Below are 14997 nucleotides of genomic sequence, written 5' to 3'. Positions count from 1 at the left end.
GGTGCAAAGCCTACGCCGTGCCCGGCTTTAACAACCTGGAGATTGGGCCCGCCAAGGTCGGCTGCCAGCAAGGCCGACAGAACTCGGTATTGATCTTGATCAATGGTTTGCATCGAGAACGAAGTGCAATGACCCGGCTCCTTTGCGGTGTTCTGCGTCATGCCGATTCCAGACCCGATTTCGTTGCCCCAGCGGCTTCTTCCGGTTCTCGCGTGGATTCCTGGCTACCAGCGCGAATGGCTTATGGCCGATGCTCTTGCAGGCGTCGCGCTGTGGGCGGTTATGGTGCCAGAAGCAATGGCTTATGCGGGGATCGTCGGTGTACCGCCAATCATGGGCCTCTACACGATCGTCCCGGCGTTACTCGCTTATGCGCTGTTTGGCACGTCTCGCCAGCTCGTAGTCGGCCCTGACACCGCGACCGGCCTGATCTCCGCCCTGACGGTGGGTGCGGTCGCGACTCATGGAACAGCGGAGTTTAATTCGCTCACCTCGACGCTGGCGGTGATGATCGGAGTTCTCTTCCTCTTCTTCGGCCTCGCACGCATGGGCTGGGTGGCCAGCTTCGTGCCCACGCCGGTGATGCGCGGCTTTATCGAGGGCCTGGTTTACGTGACCATCATCGGCCAGATCCCTCATCTCCTCGGTATCAGCGCGGGCTCCGGCAACTTCTTCGCGAAGCTCTGGCACGTGTTGCAGCATCTTGCGGATGTATCGCTCGTACCAGCCGTGATCGGGATAGCGTGCTTGGCGGGAATGCTGTTGTTGCGTCAGCTGTCTCCCGGCATACCTGGGGCACTCGTTATCATGGCTGCGGCGACAATTATGGTGGGGCTGCTCGGCGGAGACGCGATTGGCGTGCATGTCGCCGGCCACATCCCGTCCGGATTACCAGCTCTCGTGGCGCCAAGCCTCGACACCACAACGTTGCGAGAACTCGCACCCGGTGCGCTCGCGATCGTCCTGGTCGGCTATGCCGAAGCATTGGGCGCCGCGAAGGCAGCGGCCATGCGGGATGGAAGCGATATCGATCCGAACCAAGAGTTAGTTGCGCATGGCCCGGCGAACATCCTGACCGGACTTTTCGGCGGATTCCTGGTGGTTGGTAGCCTTTCTAAGACCTCGGTGGCCATGGCGGCAGGCGCACATAGCCAGCTCGCCAACCTTGTTGCAGCGGTCCTGTGTTTCCTGACTCTGGTTCTGCTGACGCCACTGTTCCGAAACATGCCGGAGCCGGCCCTCGCCGCGATCGTCATTGCAGCCATGCTGCATCTCACGAACCCCGGCTATTTGCAGAGCGTGCTGGCGCGAAGCCGCTGGTCGTTCTTCATGATCGTGATCGTCATCGCAGGCGAACTGACGCTAGGGGTGCTGCAAGGCATCGGCATTGGTGTCGTGCTGTCAATCGCGAGGTTGATCTATGTTGCGAGTCGTCCCAAGGGAGCGCGTCTAGGGCAGCTTCCCGGTACGGAGGCTTATCGCGACGTCCGGATGCATCCCGACGCGACCACTTTCCCTGGGCTGCTAATTTGGCGGATTGGAGGTGACGTCTTCTTCGCGAGTGCTGGCAACACGACGATGGCCTTGAGGGCGGCGGTCGCCGAATCCCCGAAGTTGAAGCGGGTGCTTCTGGACTTCGGTTCGGTCGACTTTCTCGACGTCACCGGAGGCGACGAAGTGCTGCGGCTCGTTCGTGAGCTGCGCAAGAAGGGCATCGGGGTTGTCTTTGCGCGCGTACGCGACTCTATCCGGGAGGACCTGCGGCGCGCCGGGATCGAGGCTGAAGTGCCGCCAGGCAATTTCTACGAGCGAATTACCGACGGCGTGCTCGCTTGGCAGCAACAATCTGATCCGACTCCATCGCACGGCGGGACCAAGTCATGAAAGCCCGTAGCCTGCGACCACCCTCGGCGTTTTACCGCATGATCGAGGCGCATGGCGACCGAGCCCTGATCGAAAGCTTCTTGATGAAGCGACCTTCGGTCGACGAGCGTATGGCTGTAGGCAAGGCGCTTCGAAAGCATGTTCCGCGTTCGGCGCAAGCAATCTATGAAACCCGCGCCGACCGACCCGATGCGGTGGACATCCTCGAGCAGCAGGACGCCTCGCGCGTGCAGGAGCTGCTGCCGATCCGATATGACCGCATGCGCGAAAATCCCTTCGCGTTCTTTCGGGGAGCCGCGGCCATCATGGCGAGCGATCTGTCGATCTTGCCCATCTCTGGAACTCCCGTCATGGCGTGCGGCGACGCGCATATCAAGAATTTCGGGGTATATGCTTCGGCCGAGCGCAATCTGATCTTCGCCATCAACGACTATGACGAGGTGTATGTTGGGCCTTGGGAATGGGACCTCAAGCGACTGGCGGTCAGCGCAGCAGTCGCAGCGCGATGCTTGGGCGGTGACAAGGCGATCTGCGAAGAAGCCGCTCGTGAATGCGTGCGCAGTTATCGGGAGCGCATCTATCGCTATGCCCAAATGGGTTATCTTGAAACCTGGTATGATCGCATCGACGAGCGCGCCATCCTCGATGGCCTGGCGCCCAGATCACGTCGCATCGCCCTCGACATCATCGATAATGTCCGCCATATCCGCCCCCTCGAGAAGTTGACCGAATTGGTGGATGGGAAACACCGCTTCATCGAGGATATTCCGCTGATCGAGCACGTGGCGCGCAGTGCATCGGGGACGCCGGTGCGCCTGTTTCTGGACCGCCTTCTGCAGGCCTACATCGCTTCGATGACCTATGATCGAAAGCTGCTGTTGTCTCGTTATGAGCTCATCGACTACGCGCACAAGGTCGTCGGAATCGGAAGCGTCGGCACCAGGTGCTGGGTACTCTTGCTGCAGGGAGTCGGTGAAGACGATCCCTTGTTTCTCCAGATCAAGGAAGCTCAGCGATCGGTGCTTGCGCCTTATCTCACCTTCAAACTCCCGTTCGATCACCAGGGGCGGCGGGTGGTCGTGGGGCAGCGTCTCACACAAGGGTCGCCCGACATCTTCCTCGGATGGGGGCGCGCCGACAAAAGGGATTTTTACGTTCGCCAGCTTTCGGAGTTGAAGGGCAGTGTCGCGCTCGAACACCTTGAGCTCTTGCCGGACTACTGCGCGATGTGTGGGTGGGCGCTGGCGCTAGCGCATGCCAAGTCAGGCGATGCCGCCGTGATCGCTGGTTATTGCGGCAAGAGCGAAGCGCTTGACGAAGCGATCGGCGCGTTCGCCATGCGATATGCCAAACAGACGGAGCAGGACTACGACGGGTTTAACAGCTCCAAACGGATCGGGCGGATCAGAGCGGTTGCCGGAACTTCGCGTTAAGCCTTGCGCAATCACCGGTGGATGGAAGCGAGCGCGATCGCTCTTGCTTACGGAAATAACCAAACGCGGGAGCAATCATGCGCGCTTCTTCCGATGACGGGCCAAGCTTCACGCACGCCCACCTGCGAACGCCGAGGGCAGCTGCCATCGCGGGCGTCGTCTTCTCCGTCCTGCTCTTTGCCGTGTTCCTGCTGATGCGACACTCGGTGCCTCGTGATCCGCTGGAGACGGGGGCGTGGCTACATACCGGAGCGAGCAACGTCGTGATTGCGCTCAATCTTGTGCCCTTCGCAGGAATTGCCTTTCTCTGGTTTGTCGGTGCACTGCGGGACAAGCTTGGACGCCGCGAAGATCAGTTTTTCGCAACCGTATTTCTTGGCAGCGCGTTGTTGCTCCTGGCCATGCTGTTCGCGGCTGCGGCTGTTGTGGGCGCAATAATTCTTGCATTCCACGGAGCCCCGGACGTCCGGGCCAACTCGGCAACGTTCCACTTCGGACGCGGTCTGGCTTATGGCATGATCAACATCTATTTGGTGAAAACGGCATCCGTGTTCATGATCACCACATCGACGATTGGCGTCTATACCGGCTTCACACCGCGCTGGCTGGCCTTCGGGGGGTATGTTGTCGCAGCCGTGCTTCTGATCGGCAGCTACTTCTTCGACTGGAGTTTGCTCGTATTCCCCGTTTGGGTTCTGTTGATCAGCGTCAGCATTCTCGCAGACAGGAAAGCCGCGAGCTGAGAGTGGTGACGATAAGCCGCGCGAAGTGCGTGGTTTGAATCGCTGGTCGCGCTTTTGGACTGGCCGAGCGTTCATCGGATAGCGCCGACCGAACCGGAAGATTTCAGCCTCGTCAGCCTCGAGTGGAGACAAATGGTGTACACAAAGGACAGAGAGCCAGACCAGCGAGAACCTTCGATGCCTGCCGCCGTCGCATGCTTACGTGCGACATGCTTGCAATCGCCTATCAGGGCGATCTGACTATGGATTACTTGATCTAGATCAAAGGTGATCGTTGCTCCGTCTCGAAGTTGATCGGAGTTCTGTGTCGAGACGTGCGCCGGCCTGCGGGAGTCCACTGAGCAGCGGACGAGGACTTGTCGCGTTTGACAATGCTTCTACGCGCTGCCCGGAATTGGTCAGCAATTTTGACAGGAGAGATTGGTGGGCCCTGATCATGCCACGATCGCTGATGCGGTACAGGAAGCCCACGCGGTCGCGTTGCGTGCTTCGGGCGGGGCCGTCGCGGCCTACATCCCATTTCTCGCCAAGGTGCCGGCGCAGCTTTGCGCCGTCGCTGTGGTCACGCGCGAAGGAAGAGTCTTCGAGGCAGGCGACACTGATTTTCAATTTGCTCTCGAATCAATCTCGAAGGTATTTACTCTCGCGTTGGTTATGGAGCAGCGCGGCGCTGAGGTGGTACGCGAGAAGATTGGAGCGCGACCTACTGGCTTGCCATTTAACTCAGTACTGGCACTGGAGCTTCACGGCGCCAAGCCCCTTTCGCCGCTGGTGAACGCAGGGGCCATCGCAACCGTGAGCCTTGTAAAGGCCGCCGGTCGCGAGGACCGTTGGGCACAGATCCTCGACGTTCAACGCCGCTTCGCGGCAACCGACATAGCGTTTTCTGCGGAGATCAACGAATCCGAGCAGGCGAGCAACTTGCACAATCGAGCGATTGCCTGGCTCCTTGCCAGCGGAGGAAATTGTTTTTGCGATCCGCTCGAGGCTCTCGACGTCTACACACGCCAGTGCTCCACGCTCGTGACCTGCTCTACACTCGCGACAATGGCTGCGACGCTTGCGAACCATGGCATCAATCCGCTGACAGGAATTCGGGTTATTCAGCGACAAAATGTGCCGCGAATTCTTGCTGAGATGACCATGGAAGGGCTCTACGATAGCTCCGGCGATTGGGCCTTTGAGGTTGGGCTGCCCGGCAAGAGTGGGGTCGGTGGCGGCATCATCGCCGTCGCTCCTGGTCGGCTCGGCGTCGCTGCGTTCGCTCCGTCGCTCGACGAATACGGCAACAGCGTGCGGGGGCAGATTGCCGTCGCCAGTGTGGCCAAGCGCCTCAAAATGAATCTGTACGACCAATAAACAGTGACCACCATGCCACCTCAGAGCAGGTCTCAGGAGCAGCAGAGAAACCGGGACTTCGTCACAGTTGGAGCGAGTACATGGCGGTTCTTGGCGAGATAAGGCACACCACCACCTACAAATACGCAAGGCCGGTGACGTTCGGCACTCATCGGGCGATGTTCTTGCCAAGGCGCGGCTCGTCGGCCCGTCTTCTCAATTGGTCCGTGAGAACCAGCCCGTCTTCAAAGGTGAAGTGGATCAGCGACCCGCGCTCCAACACCGTGACCGTCATGGACTTCACCGAGTCAGCGAGCGAATTGACCTTCAACTTCAAGGTCCTCGGGATCTATTTCGGCATAAAGGGGATCGAAGCCTTCCCATCGGAAAGTCGTGCGGAGGAAGTTCCCATCCAATACACACCCGACGAGTGGAACGACTTGGCCGGTTATCTGCGTCCTCATGCCGAAGACCCGGACGCGAGCCTCGCTGCATGGACCAAGAGCTTCGTTGCCGGTGACAAGGACCAAACCACCGACGTCCTGAGCCGGATCCTTCACTCGTTTCGGGAGCGTTTCACGTACCGTGCGCGAGAATCGCAGGGCACGCAGTCACCCGGCGAGACGCTGCGTACCAAGTCGGGCACTTGCCGCGATTATGCTTGGCTCATGATCGAGACGTTGCGGCGGCTCGGGTTCGCCTCCCGATTCGTCAGTGGCTATCTGTACGACAGCGCGCTGGATGGCGGTGCAATAGGCATGGCCGGGTCCAGTTCGACCCATGCCTGGCTGCAGGTGTTTCTGCCGGGGGCAGGGTGGATGGATTACGATCCCACCAACCAAATTAATGCCGGATTTGATCTCATTCCGGTCGCCGTCGCCAGGCATCCGGGACAGGCAATTCCACTGGAAGGCTCGTGGTTTGGTGATGGAAAGGACTACCTTGGTATGTCGGTTACCGTTTCAGTCCATAAGGTGGATGATGTCCCCGATCCATTCCAAGGACAGGGTTGAGCGGTGTGGTAGAGAACGGCGCCATGTGATGGACGTCCCTAAGCTCACGGCCCCGATCACCCCATTCGTCTTGAGACCACGCGCATTTGCGAATGAAGGAACGCCAGTGCCAGCGCGTTTATCTATCCTGGGGCAGATCTTCCTCTTGATGGCCGCTTGGCGACTGTACTCGCGCTAACAGCTTTGTGAGCAACCGTCGCTGTTTTTCCGTGATGTCCGGGTCGGCAAGCCGTCTCTTGAAGATGATCAGGTTCTCATAGCGGATGAAGTCTTCCATTGAGGTCATGCGGTCCTCCCCTGTGCCAGCACGGTGCCACATAGAGTACCTGCCTGCAGCAGCGGCGCCGCTGAGGAGGGCATAACGTGTGATACGCATCCTCATTGGAGCAGGACAACGCTTGGGTCTGCAATTGTCCTTTGAGACAAGCACCATGCCCGCTGTCGTTCTCGCCGAGCAACGGGCTCTTGGGTTTTGCGGTCGAGGCATGTGTCCGCAACGGGCTGCTTGACCAGTTGGGCCGCTCGTCGGATGCGCATCGGTTAAGTTACGTCCGGCCTACCTCCGATAGCCGACATATCTGGGGCCGTGGGATGCGGTAGCGATGGGCCATTTCCGGACTCATGGAGCGCAGCAAATTGCGTCGTGTCCCATCAACTCTGGCCGCGAGCACACGCGGGCCTCATTCGGGCAACCCGGCTTTCCGAATGCCCTCAATTAGCAGCTTTAGGGTTGTTTGCGCACTCCGAGAGAACCGCCCAGATATTGTAAAGGCCGGATCGATCTCAAGCAGACGTGCCGCCGCCTCACGCGCCTCGGCATCCCGTCCAAGATGCGCCAAAGCGGACGCCAAACCACGGAAAGTCATTGGATCGGAGGAGTTCTGACGAAGAGCCTTCCTGGAAACCGCGACTGCCTCGTCGAAGCGGCGAAGTTCGATCAATGCATGACCGATGCCAGCAAGATTAGTGTGAAGAACGGGGTCCAACGGGCTCACGCGAATGCCGCGTTCAAAGCTCAGGATTGCTTCTTCGTAGCGGCCTGCAACTTGGTAGACCCATCCTCTAGCGTTCCACACGCCGGGTTCATTTGGATTGGACGTGACCGCACGTTCAACATAATCAATGGCAGTCTCGTAGTCGTCGACAAGGAAAGCGGTAACCACCCCGGAGAGGGCCAGTACTGGCGCGCGATTCTCGTCGAGGCTCAACGCCAAGCGAGCCAGCCGAATTGCTTCACTGCGGTCGAATTGACTATCGGTAGAAAAGCCTTGAACAAGGTTGTTGAGGTGGCCGTAAGCCGCCAACATGGCGGCAAGACTAAAGCGAGGATCAAGCTCCAAGGCACGATGGGCCAGTCGTATCGCTTCGGCAAAACCTTCTCGGGTCCTAAGATGAGATTTCTGTATGGCCCTTAGCCACAAATCGTAGGCGGTCGGGTTTTCCGATGGGCGGCGGGTCGCCATCTCAATTTCTGTTTGAAACAGCTTGGGGTGAATGGCCGAGATAACGGCGACCGTTATTTCGTCTTGCAGAGCGAAAACGTCTGTCAGGTCTCGCTCGAACCTGTCTGCCCAGATGTGCGCGCCCGTCACGGCATCAATCAACTGGCCTGCGATGCGCACCTTGCCTGACGCCTTGCGCACAGACCCCTCAAGGACATAGCGCACGCCGAGCCTGCGTCCGACCTCCTTGATATCAACGGCCTTGCCTTTGAACGTAAAGCTCGAATTGCGCGCGATCACGAACAGCAATTTGAAGCGCGATAGCGCAGTGATGATTTCCTCCACCAAGCCGTCAACGAAATACTCCTGCTCCGGATCACCGCTCATGTTCTCGAACGGCAACACGGCGATGGAGGGCTTGTCAGGCAGCGGAGAGGAACTCTCGGGCACGTCGCCGGGATTTGGGCGCGCAGCCTCTCGTGCCTCCCGTACCTGTCCGACGAAACGGAATCCCTTGCGCGGTAACGTCTTGATCAGGCGCTGTTCCTCCCCGGAATCGCCAATCGCGCTGCGGGCGACATTCATCCGGGTCGTCAACGCTGCATCCGAAACGCTGCGCGCATTCCAAATGGCGTTGATGAGGTCGTCTTTGCTGACGACGCGCTCCCTGTTGCGGATCAGGTAGTCGATCAGATCGAACACCTGTGGTGCGATGGAGACGACGTCCGCCCCGCGACGCAGCTCGCGCCGCTCAGTGTCGAATGCGTAGTCCTCGAAGAGATAGCGCAAATGCGATCCCCCTGGGATGAGGCCCCCCGTAACCGGGTGGCGCTACGGCCTCGCTGGAAATCGCAAGAATAAGTCGCCGGTGAGGAAAATGTAAGCAGCCGGTCAAGCGTGCCCACCGATCTCGCGGCACCTTCCTGCCGGTGAAAAAACACCGTCCCAGGAGAGACTGCAATGAGCACGACGCAGGGCACAGCATGGCTGGAACGGACGTCCGGATCGACCCGGCATGTCGCTAGCTTCTTCAGGAAATATTGGGATGCCTTTCAGGAGCGCCGCGAACGCCAAAAATTGCGCGCCAGCTTGTCCGCTCTAAGCGACAGGGAGCTGATGGATATCGGCACCACACGCGGCGAGATCGACTACGTCGCCTCGCACCGAGCTATTGACCCGGGAGGCATCCGATCCACCGAATGCCTGCGACAGCTGCCAACGGTTGACGGCCAAATTTTGCCCACCGACTTCCGATAAGGGTCAAAACGCCAAGAACTCAAGTTGAGCAAATCTGGTCCGTTCTGCCGCTATGAGCGGACCCGCCTCAGACGCAGCGCAACTTCGCAGATGGGCCAGCAAGTGATATGAGCTGCGGCAAAGCGCACGGTTATTGAATCACTTCGTCAGCTGGCAAAAGAAACCGGTCGGGCACCGTCAGCCCCAACGTCTTTGCGGTGTTGAGGTTGATCGCTAACGTGAACTTATCGGCTCGTTCGACTGGAAGGTCGCCCGGCTTTGCTCCCCGAAGGATTTTCGCCACCTGTCTGCCGGCGAGTTGAAAGCCATACTCTAGGTTGATCGAATATGACATCAACGACCCGGCCTGCACGAAATCGCGGTACACACTGCAAATTGGCCCTCCCGGCTTTGCAACTGATGAGACAGTCTGAGGGATGTCGCCAAGGGTGACAAAGGAACCCGAAAGATAGAATGCGTCGACGCCATCGCGCGTTCCTGACGCCACGGCATCGTCGAGACCTTCGCGGCCGGGCCGTTCAAGGTCACATCTTAGAACCGCAAAACCAAGCTGCGAGGCCGCTTTCTTTAATGCGTTGTGTTCAAGTCTCGTTTGGCTCATCTTTACGTCGCGTTCCCTAAACGCAATCATTCCGAGCCGGGTCAGGTTTGGTACCAGCACCTTGAACAAACGACCAAGAAGAATGGGCGACCGCCGACGTTGAACTTCTCGCCAGCATTGTCGACTTCAGGTTGCTTCCGTCAAGACGCGCGAAGATGGATGACGACCGGCTCGCTGGGGCAGGATCAGCACGAGCAAGACGATTGCTACGAGCATGACCGCCGAGGCCAAAGGTCGGCTCAGGGCAAGTCCGCCATGGCTCGTCGGCTTGTCCAGGAAATCGCCAACAGTCGCACCAAGCGGACGCGTCAGGATAAAAGCCGCCCAGAACAGGAAAACCCGCGAAATGTTGGTCCAGAAATACAAAGCTGCCAGGATGAGCAAGCCTGCGCCGAACAAGATCGCCCCGCCATCATATCCCAGTCCGGTGCTGTCGGCGGTCCAATCGCCGAGCGCGGTTCCAAGCGTCTGCGAAAAGGTAATCGTCACCCAGTAGAAAACCTCCGCTTTCGGCGATGCGACCGTTTGAACATCTACCGAACCGAGAGCGAAATACCAGATCGCCAACGAGGCCAACACGCAGGCCAGGAGCACCGACGAGCCTCCCGCATAACCGATGCCCAGTGAGCGGTCGAAGAAGTCGGCCATGGCCGTTCCAACGGTGGTCGAGGCCACGATTGCCAGCCAATAGACCCATTTGTTGAACCGTCTCGTCGATATCTGGGCGACCACCGCCCCGACAAACACCGCAAGGAACAAGGCGGTCCCAATCAAGTAACCACCGTTGTTGGCATTTTCATCAGCGTGCAGCCAGCTCATCGTCACCGTGTCTCCACCGGTCTCACCAAGCGTTGTCGCCAAGATCTTAATGATCCAGAATCCCAGCGTCACTTCGGGAACTTTGCTCAGGACATCAGTTCGTTCTTGCATGGTCATCTCGTCTGAAACTGCGGCCCAGTCGAACAACAGACGAAGCCCCGAACGGGGCGCTTGCAGCGCGATGAAATCTTCGCAATGTTCAGTGACCAGCCTTAGGCGCGACAAATCGATCATGCGGGCGCGCGTCAGTAGCTGCTCATTCGAGTAAGAAGCCGCTAACCGTGCGCATTGCCGACCATTGAAAGTAGGACTTCATACGGTTTCTCCTTACCACTTAGCGCTCTAGTAACACCGGGGCCGCGACACTTACGCTTTTCACGGAGAGGCTGAGGTCATGAACGCGAAGGTGAAGATCAGGTGCCCGGCCTGCACACGTATGTTTCAAGAGAAAGCCAATCGAGTTCGTGATGGACTGCAGGTCAACTGCCACAATTGCAACAGGCTGATAACGCTGTCCAAAGAGACAGAAGATCCTTTTATTCGGCGAGCATTGAAGACTGCTCGGGAAATGCGAGCGGCAGAGGAGGACCGGATAGTCAGTCGGGTTTACAAAGGCGCTGCCGCCGCACCGCCACGCGATGCGCCTTAACAGGGGCGTGCTGCTTTAAAAACAGAGGTGTCGCGGCTTGTCTCTTCGGCGGCACGCGCGCCGCTTGGGAGGAGATGGCCGGTTGCGTCTGGCCTCCCGAAGCTGACCTGAGTTCAAGCTGACTTCAGTCGTACGTCAGCATCGCCACAGCCACTGAACATCCGCCCACAAACCCGTAAAAGCGCCAGTCCCGATAACTCATGATCTGCTCCTGACGACTAACGCGACGACAGGAGAAATGTTCTTGAGCGCGGACTCGCAGCTTCGGCCTTCTTACCGACTCGAGCCACCACTGGAACTCATTTGTGCACCTGAGAGTTCTCGCTTGGTGTAAGGAGGCCGAGGCCAGTGACTAGCTTGCGGCAAGCCATCGGCAAACTCGGTCCGTACCAATCGCTCACGCTGTTAGCCGTGCCGGTCTGTCTGGTTGAGCCTTTGAAGCTCATCGCTGTGGCGGTGGCGGGCGAGGGCCACTGGCTCACCGGCACAGCCATGATCATCGCAGCGTACGCCGCCAGCCTACTCGTTGTGGAACGACTGTTCGCTGTGGTGAAGCCAAAACTGCTGCAGCTTCACTGGTTCGCGAAGCTGTGGGCTTGGCTCGTCGTCATACGATACAAGCTCCCACGTCCATTTCAGAGCACATAAGCCTCGTGATGTTTATGTCCTTGTTACGCGCATGACCACGTCGAGCGCTGCTGAGGAGAGAGCCGTTAGCACCCTCCGGGAATTGCACGCTGCCGAGGACGAGTTGATCGGCAAGACTGTCGTCATGACCGACGGCAAAGGACGATTGATCATATCTATCTCGACGAAGTGCACGGACTTCGCATTTCAATCGCTGGGGCATGATGGTGAATGGCCGATTTCAACCGTCAAGCGCATCCAAAACTGATGGCAGGGGCACCAATTTCACCGACAAGGTCCGCCGGTTATTCGCCTGGGCTAAGGTTCCACCCAGGGATAGTCGCGTCGGTTGGGCCGTATGGCCCTCAATAGCCTCTAAGCGGAGTGGAAGGTGCAGGTCAATCAGTGGGTTCCGATTTGCGGAACCAGCAGCGATTACTTTTCGGGTAAAAACGCCAGCGTATAAATACGGGGGCGTTCGGATAGTTAGCGATCCGTTTACGCTGATTGCCCATCCTTTAGGCATTGCTCAGCCGTGCCGGGGATGGACCATGTTTCGCCGCATCAACAAAGCCGTTCAAGACGCCATCGCTACGGCGCAGGCGATCGATCGCTCGCAAGCTGTAATCGAATTCGAGCCGAATGGGAGGATTGTCACCGCCAACGCCAACTTCCTCGCGGCCGTGGGGTACTCGTTACCTGAGATACAGGGCAAGCACCACAGCATCTTCGTCCCTCCGGCCGAGCGCGAGAAGCCCGGTTATGCCGAGTTCTGGAAGACGTTAGCTCGCGGCGAATTCCAAGCCGCGCAGTACCAGAGGATCAGAAAAGACGGCTCCCCGCTGTGGATACAAGCGACTTACAACCCCATCCTCGGAAAAGACGGGAAACCTTACAAGGTCGTAAAGCTCGCTAGAGACATCACTGCGGAGCACGTAAAAAACCTTGAGCAGAATGGGAAGATTGCCGCTCTGGATCGTGCGCAGGCCGTCATCGAATTCGACTTGAATGGCGTCATCATCACCGCAAACGAAAATTTCCTGGGAGTGATGGGCTATGGACTGGCTGAAATAGTCGGGAAGCACCATTCCATCTTCGTTGATCCAAACTTCGCGGCAAGCGCCGCCTACAAAGAGGGCTGGGCTAAACTAAACCGGGGCGAGCTTGTCAGCGGCGAATTCAAGCGCCTGGCCAAGGGAAACCGCGAGGTTTGGATATTGGCGTCGTACAATCCTATCCTCGATGAGCTCGGAAAGCCCATCAAAATCGTCAAATTTGCGACTGATGTGACGAGAGCACGCTTGGAATCGGCCGACACGAAGGGGCAGATCGAGGCCATTCGAAAATCGCAGGCGGTTATTGAATTCGCGATGGATGGCACCATCCAATGGGCGAACGTAAATTTTCTTGGCGCGATGGGCTATGCCTTGGGTGAGGTGAAAGGCAAACATCACAGCATGTTTGTCGATCCTGCCGAGCGCGGCTCTTTCTCTTACAAGGAGTTTTGGGATCGCCTTAGAGCCGGTGAATATCAGGCCGGTGAATTCAAGCGGCTTGCGAAGGGCGGCCGCGAGATATGGATTGAAGCATCGTACAATCCAATTATCGATCCCAACGGAAAACCTTTTAAGGTGGTGAAATACGCGACTGACGTGACCGAGAAAGCTGTTGCACGAATGAAGGCTGAAGAGGCTAAGGGGCTCATCCATTCCGTCGCAGCCGGAAGCGAAGAAATGTCAGCTTCGATCCGGGAGATTTCCGAAACAATGGTCAAGGCGCGCAGTGTAGTAGACACGGCAGTGAGCCGAGTTGAAGGCGCAGATGGCCAAGCGCAGCGTCTGACGACGGCAACCGATGCGATGGGTGGGATTGTCGAGTTGATCGCGAACATCACTGGGCAGATCAATCTTCTGGCTCTCAATGCAACCATCGAATCTGCTCGCGCCGGCGAAGCGGGCCGCGGCTTTGCGGTTGTCGCATCGGAAGTCAAAAGCTTGGCAAGTCAAGCTAAGCAGGCCACTGACAAGATCAATGCTGAGATTGGCGCGCTAACCGGCGCGTCTGGCGATGTGCTCGGTGCGCTAAATGCGATTAAATCGGCTATCGTGAACGTTGACGAGTATGTCACCAGCACCGCTGCGGCGGTCGATGAACAAAGCGCGGTGACTGCCGACATGGCCTCGAATATGCAACGAGCGGCACTGGCTTTGGCCTAATAAGCTGCACGGCCGTGAGGCTTGAGCTGCCGTCTCAGGCGGCCGCAACCGATTTGAGCTGCTCGCGCGCATCGGCCTCTTGCGGACGCGATGCTTTCTCCTCCTCGATCATCCGGGTCACGACGCCGACTGGCATCGGCCGACCGAACAGATAGCCCTGCACACTGTCGCAGCCCTCCCCGCGGAGAAAGTCGAGACGGCGCGTCGTCTCGACGCCCTCGGCCAGCGCGCCCCAATCGGACCCGACGCTATCAAATCCCAAGCGACTCATTCTCAATCAGCGCATTGTGCAGGAATACCCCCTCAGTAGCACGAGGCCATTTTTGCAACCGCCCGCCCGACATTATTACGAGTATTTTAATTCTTATCCGTGATTGTAGGGAGCAATCTTTAATTGCGATATTATTTCATGCAGCTCATAGCCGAGCGAAACTATTCGTTTATCGCGTTCGAGTCGCTCGCGGAACGACAGGCGTGCGACAGCCTATTCCGGGTAGCCGAAAACGAGTTCGTTTTACACATGCAGTCCGACCAGGCCGCCGACGAAGAGCGGTTGATCTGGTTGGATAGCAGAGCAGCGCTGCTTTGGATCAACCAAACGCCCGATGAGTATGGAATGAACTGGGGGTGAAGCTCGTGGTGGAAACCAGAAGAGCGCCCCGCTATCGCGTTTCGAAGCCGGCGCAAATTCATTATGGGGCAAACAAGATTACCTGCGTTGTTCGCGATCTTTCCCTCACTGGCGCCGCTCTACAGCTTTCCGATGGAAGCGCAATAGTCCCGTCGGCGTTCACGCTGATCGTTCCTGAAGACAATCTGACGCTGCCGTGCCGAGTAGTTTGGCGTGGTCCCTTCAAGATCGGCGTCACGTTCGAATTGCCCTAGAGCGCCTCCGCCGGGAGTATTCCTGTCTTCCCTCCCTGAGGCCGGGCTTCACGAAGAAGGAGCATTATCTCGCTTCTGGTGATTGCGCGG

The 14997-nt window shown here is 58.2% G+C and carries 15 protein-coding genes and 1 pseudogene; 11 read left to right on the top strand and 5 right to left on the bottom strand.

Going from position 1 to position 14997, the window contains the following annotated elements; translation table 11 throughout:
• Nucleotides 1–159 precede the first annotated feature (159 nt).
• The 5 genes from ACVWZ4_RS08760 (at nt 160) to ACVWZ4_RS08740 (ending at nt 6411) form a co-directional block, all read left to right on the top strand.
• Nucleotides 160–1884 (top strand): SulP family inorganic anion transporter, encoded by a 1725-nt coding sequence (locus tag ACVWZ4_RS08760; protein WP_456740110.1) that lies wholly within the window; start codon nt 160–162, stop codon nt 1882–1884.
• Entirely contained in the window at nt 1881–3317 is a 1437-nt protein-coding gene (locus ACVWZ4_RS08755; protein ID WP_456740109.1) for a DUF2252 domain-containing protein, read from the top strand. Before ACVWZ4_RS08760 ends, ACVWZ4_RS08755 begins: the two co-directional genes overlap by 4 nt.
• A gap of 77 nt (nt 3318–3394) precedes the next feature.
• Nucleotides 3395–4060, top strand: coding sequence for a hypothetical protein (locus ACVWZ4_RS08750; RefSeq protein WP_456740108.1), 666 nt, complete (start codon nt 3395–3397; stop codon nt 4058–4060).
• Between the two features lie 423 nt (nt 4061–4483).
• Nucleotides 4484–5419, top strand: coding sequence for a glutaminase A (glsA, locus tag ACVWZ4_RS08745; protein WP_456740107.1), 936 nt, complete (start codon nt 4484–4486; stop codon nt 5417–5419).
• 80 nt (nt 5420–5499) lie between these two features.
• Entirely contained in the window at nt 5500–6411 is a 912-nt protein-coding gene (locus tag ACVWZ4_RS08740) for a transglutaminase family protein (RefSeq protein WP_456790077.1), read from the top strand.
• A gap of 118 nt (nt 6412–6529) precedes the next feature.
• On the opposite strand, the gene ACVWZ4_RS08735 is transcribed toward ACVWZ4_RS08740, so the two are convergent.
• The gene (locus ACVWZ4_RS08735) at nt 6530–6697 is read right to left on the bottom strand and encodes a hypothetical protein (protein ID WP_456701037.1); all 168 of its coding nucleotides are present in this window, start codon (nt 6695–6697) and stop codon (nt 6530–6532) included.
• Nucleotides 6698–7091: 394 nt separating this feature from the next.
• Nucleotides 7092–8642, bottom strand: coding sequence for a winged helix-turn-helix domain-containing tetratricopeptide repeat protein (locus tag ACVWZ4_RS08730; protein ID WP_456740106.1), 1551 nt, complete (start codon nt 8640–8642; stop codon nt 7092–7094).
• Nucleotides 8643–8813: 171 nt separating this feature from the next.
• Between ACVWZ4_RS08730 and ACVWZ4_RS08725 the strand changes: the two genes are divergently transcribed.
• On the top strand, nt 8814–9110 hold the full coding sequence (locus tag ACVWZ4_RS08725; protein WP_456740105.1) for a DUF1127 domain-containing protein: 297 nt from the start codon (nt 8814–8816) through the stop codon (nt 9108–9110).
• 130 nt (nt 9111–9240) lie between these two features.
• Here ACVWZ4_RS08725 and ACVWZ4_RS08720 read toward each other — a convergent pair whose 3' ends face one another.
• Both ACVWZ4_RS08720 and ACVWZ4_RS08715 read right to left on the bottom strand, forming a co-directional pair.
• A complete protein-coding gene (locus ACVWZ4_RS08720) occupies nt 9241–9771 on the bottom strand; it encodes an ABC transporter substrate binding protein (protein WP_456742193.1) in 531 nt (176 codons plus the stop codon).
• A 66-nt stretch (nt 9772–9837) separates the two neighbouring features.
• Nucleotides 9838–10641, bottom strand: a complete 804-nt coding sequence (locus ACVWZ4_RS08715; RefSeq protein ID WP_456763739.1) for a COG4705 family protein — start codon at nt 10639–10641, stop codon at nt 9838–9840.
• Between the two features lie 886 nt (nt 10642–11527).
• On the opposite strand from ACVWZ4_RS08715, the gene ACVWZ4_RS08710 reads away from it, so the two are divergent.
• The 3 genes from ACVWZ4_RS08710 to ACVWZ4_RS08700 all read left to right on the top strand — a co-directional run bounded on the left by ACVWZ4_RS08710 (nt 11528) and on the right by ACVWZ4_RS08700 (nt 14022).
• Nucleotides 11528–11827: a hypothetical protein gene (locus tag ACVWZ4_RS08710; protein WP_456740104.1), complete on the top strand. Its 300-nt coding sequence runs from the start codon at nt 11528–11530 to the stop codon at nt 11825–11827.
• Nucleotides 11828–11858: 31 nt separating this feature from the next.
• On the top strand, nt 11859–12074 hold the full coding sequence (locus ACVWZ4_RS08705; RefSeq protein WP_456736393.1) for a PRC-barrel domain containing protein: 216 nt from the start codon (nt 11859–11861) through the stop codon (nt 12072–12074).
• A 283-nt stretch (nt 12075–12357) separates the two neighbouring features.
• Nucleotides 12358–14022, top strand: coding sequence for a methyl-accepting chemotaxis protein (locus ACVWZ4_RS08700; RefSeq protein ID WP_456701042.1), 1665 nt, complete (start codon nt 12358–12360; stop codon nt 14020–14022).
• Nucleotides 14023–14056: 34 nt separating this feature from the next.
• On the opposite strand, the pseudogene ACVWZ4_RS08695 reads toward ACVWZ4_RS08700, so the two are convergent.
• Nucleotides 14057–14248: pseudogene (locus tag ACVWZ4_RS08695) on the bottom strand (hypothetical protein); the annotation flags it as partial.
• 183 nt (nt 14249–14431) lie between these two features.
• Between ACVWZ4_RS08695 and ACVWZ4_RS08690 the strand changes: the two are divergent.
• Both ACVWZ4_RS08690 and ACVWZ4_RS08685 read left to right on the top strand, forming a co-directional pair.
• Nucleotides 14432–14653: a hypothetical protein gene (locus tag ACVWZ4_RS08690; RefSeq protein ID WP_456740103.1), complete on the top strand. Its 222-nt coding sequence runs from the start codon at nt 14432–14434 to the stop codon at nt 14651–14653.
• A complete protein-coding gene (locus tag ACVWZ4_RS08685; protein WP_456701044.1) occupies nt 14650–14907 on the top strand; it encodes a PilZ domain-containing protein in 258 nt (85 codons plus the stop codon). The genes ACVWZ4_RS08690 and ACVWZ4_RS08685 overlap by 4 nt, the downstream gene beginning before the upstream one ends.
• Nucleotides 14908–14997 lie beyond the last annotated feature (90 nt).

The sequence above is a fragment of the Bradyrhizobium sp. USDA 4472 genome (assembly GCF_054058595.1).
The sequence above is the reverse complement of the archived record's forward strand: the minus strand, read 5'-3'. Positions and strand labels throughout refer to the sequence as shown.

What these genes read in the sequence shown, in the direction of transcription:
- ACVWZ4_RS08760 (WP_456740110.1), top strand. Translation starts at nt 160, where the DNA reads ATGCCGATTCCAGACCCGATTTCGTTGCCCCAGCGGCTTCTTCCGGTT.
- ACVWZ4_RS08755 (WP_456740109.1), top strand. Translation starts at nt 1,881, where the DNA reads ATGAAAGCCCGTAGCCTGCGACCACCCTCGGCGTTTTACCGCATGATC.
- ACVWZ4_RS08750 (WP_456740108.1), top strand. Translation starts at nt 3,395, where the DNA reads ATGCGCGCTTCTTCCGATGACGGGCCAAGCTTCACGCACGCCCACCTG.
- ACVWZ4_RS08740 (WP_456790077.1), top strand. Translation starts at nt 5,500, where the DNA reads ATGGCGGTTCTTGGCGAGATAAGGCACACCACCACCTACAAATACGCA.
- ACVWZ4_RS08735 (WP_456701037.1), bottom strand. Translation starts at nt 6,697, where the DNA reads ATGACCTCAATGGAAGACTTCATCCGCTATGAGAACCTGATCATCTTC.
- ACVWZ4_RS08725 (WP_456740105.1), top strand. Translation starts at nt 8,814, where the DNA reads ATGAGCACGACGCAGGGCACAGCATGGCTGGAACGGACGTCCGGATCG.
- ACVWZ4_RS08715 (WP_456763739.1), bottom strand. Translation starts at nt 10,641, where the DNA reads ATGCAAGAACGAACTGATGTCCTGAGCAAAGTTCCCGAAGTGACGCTG.
- ACVWZ4_RS08705 (WP_456736393.1), top strand. Translation starts at nt 11,859, where the DNA reads ATGACCACGTCGAGCGCTGCTGAGGAGAGAGCCGTTAGCACCCTCCGG.
- ACVWZ4_RS08700 (WP_456701042.1), top strand. Translation starts at nt 12,358, where the DNA reads ATGTTTCGCCGCATCAACAAAGCCGTTCAAGACGCCATCGCTACGGCG.
- ACVWZ4_RS08690 (WP_456740103.1), top strand. Translation starts at nt 14,432, where the DNA reads ATGCAGCTCATAGCCGAGCGAAACTATTCGTTTATCGCGTTCGAGTCG.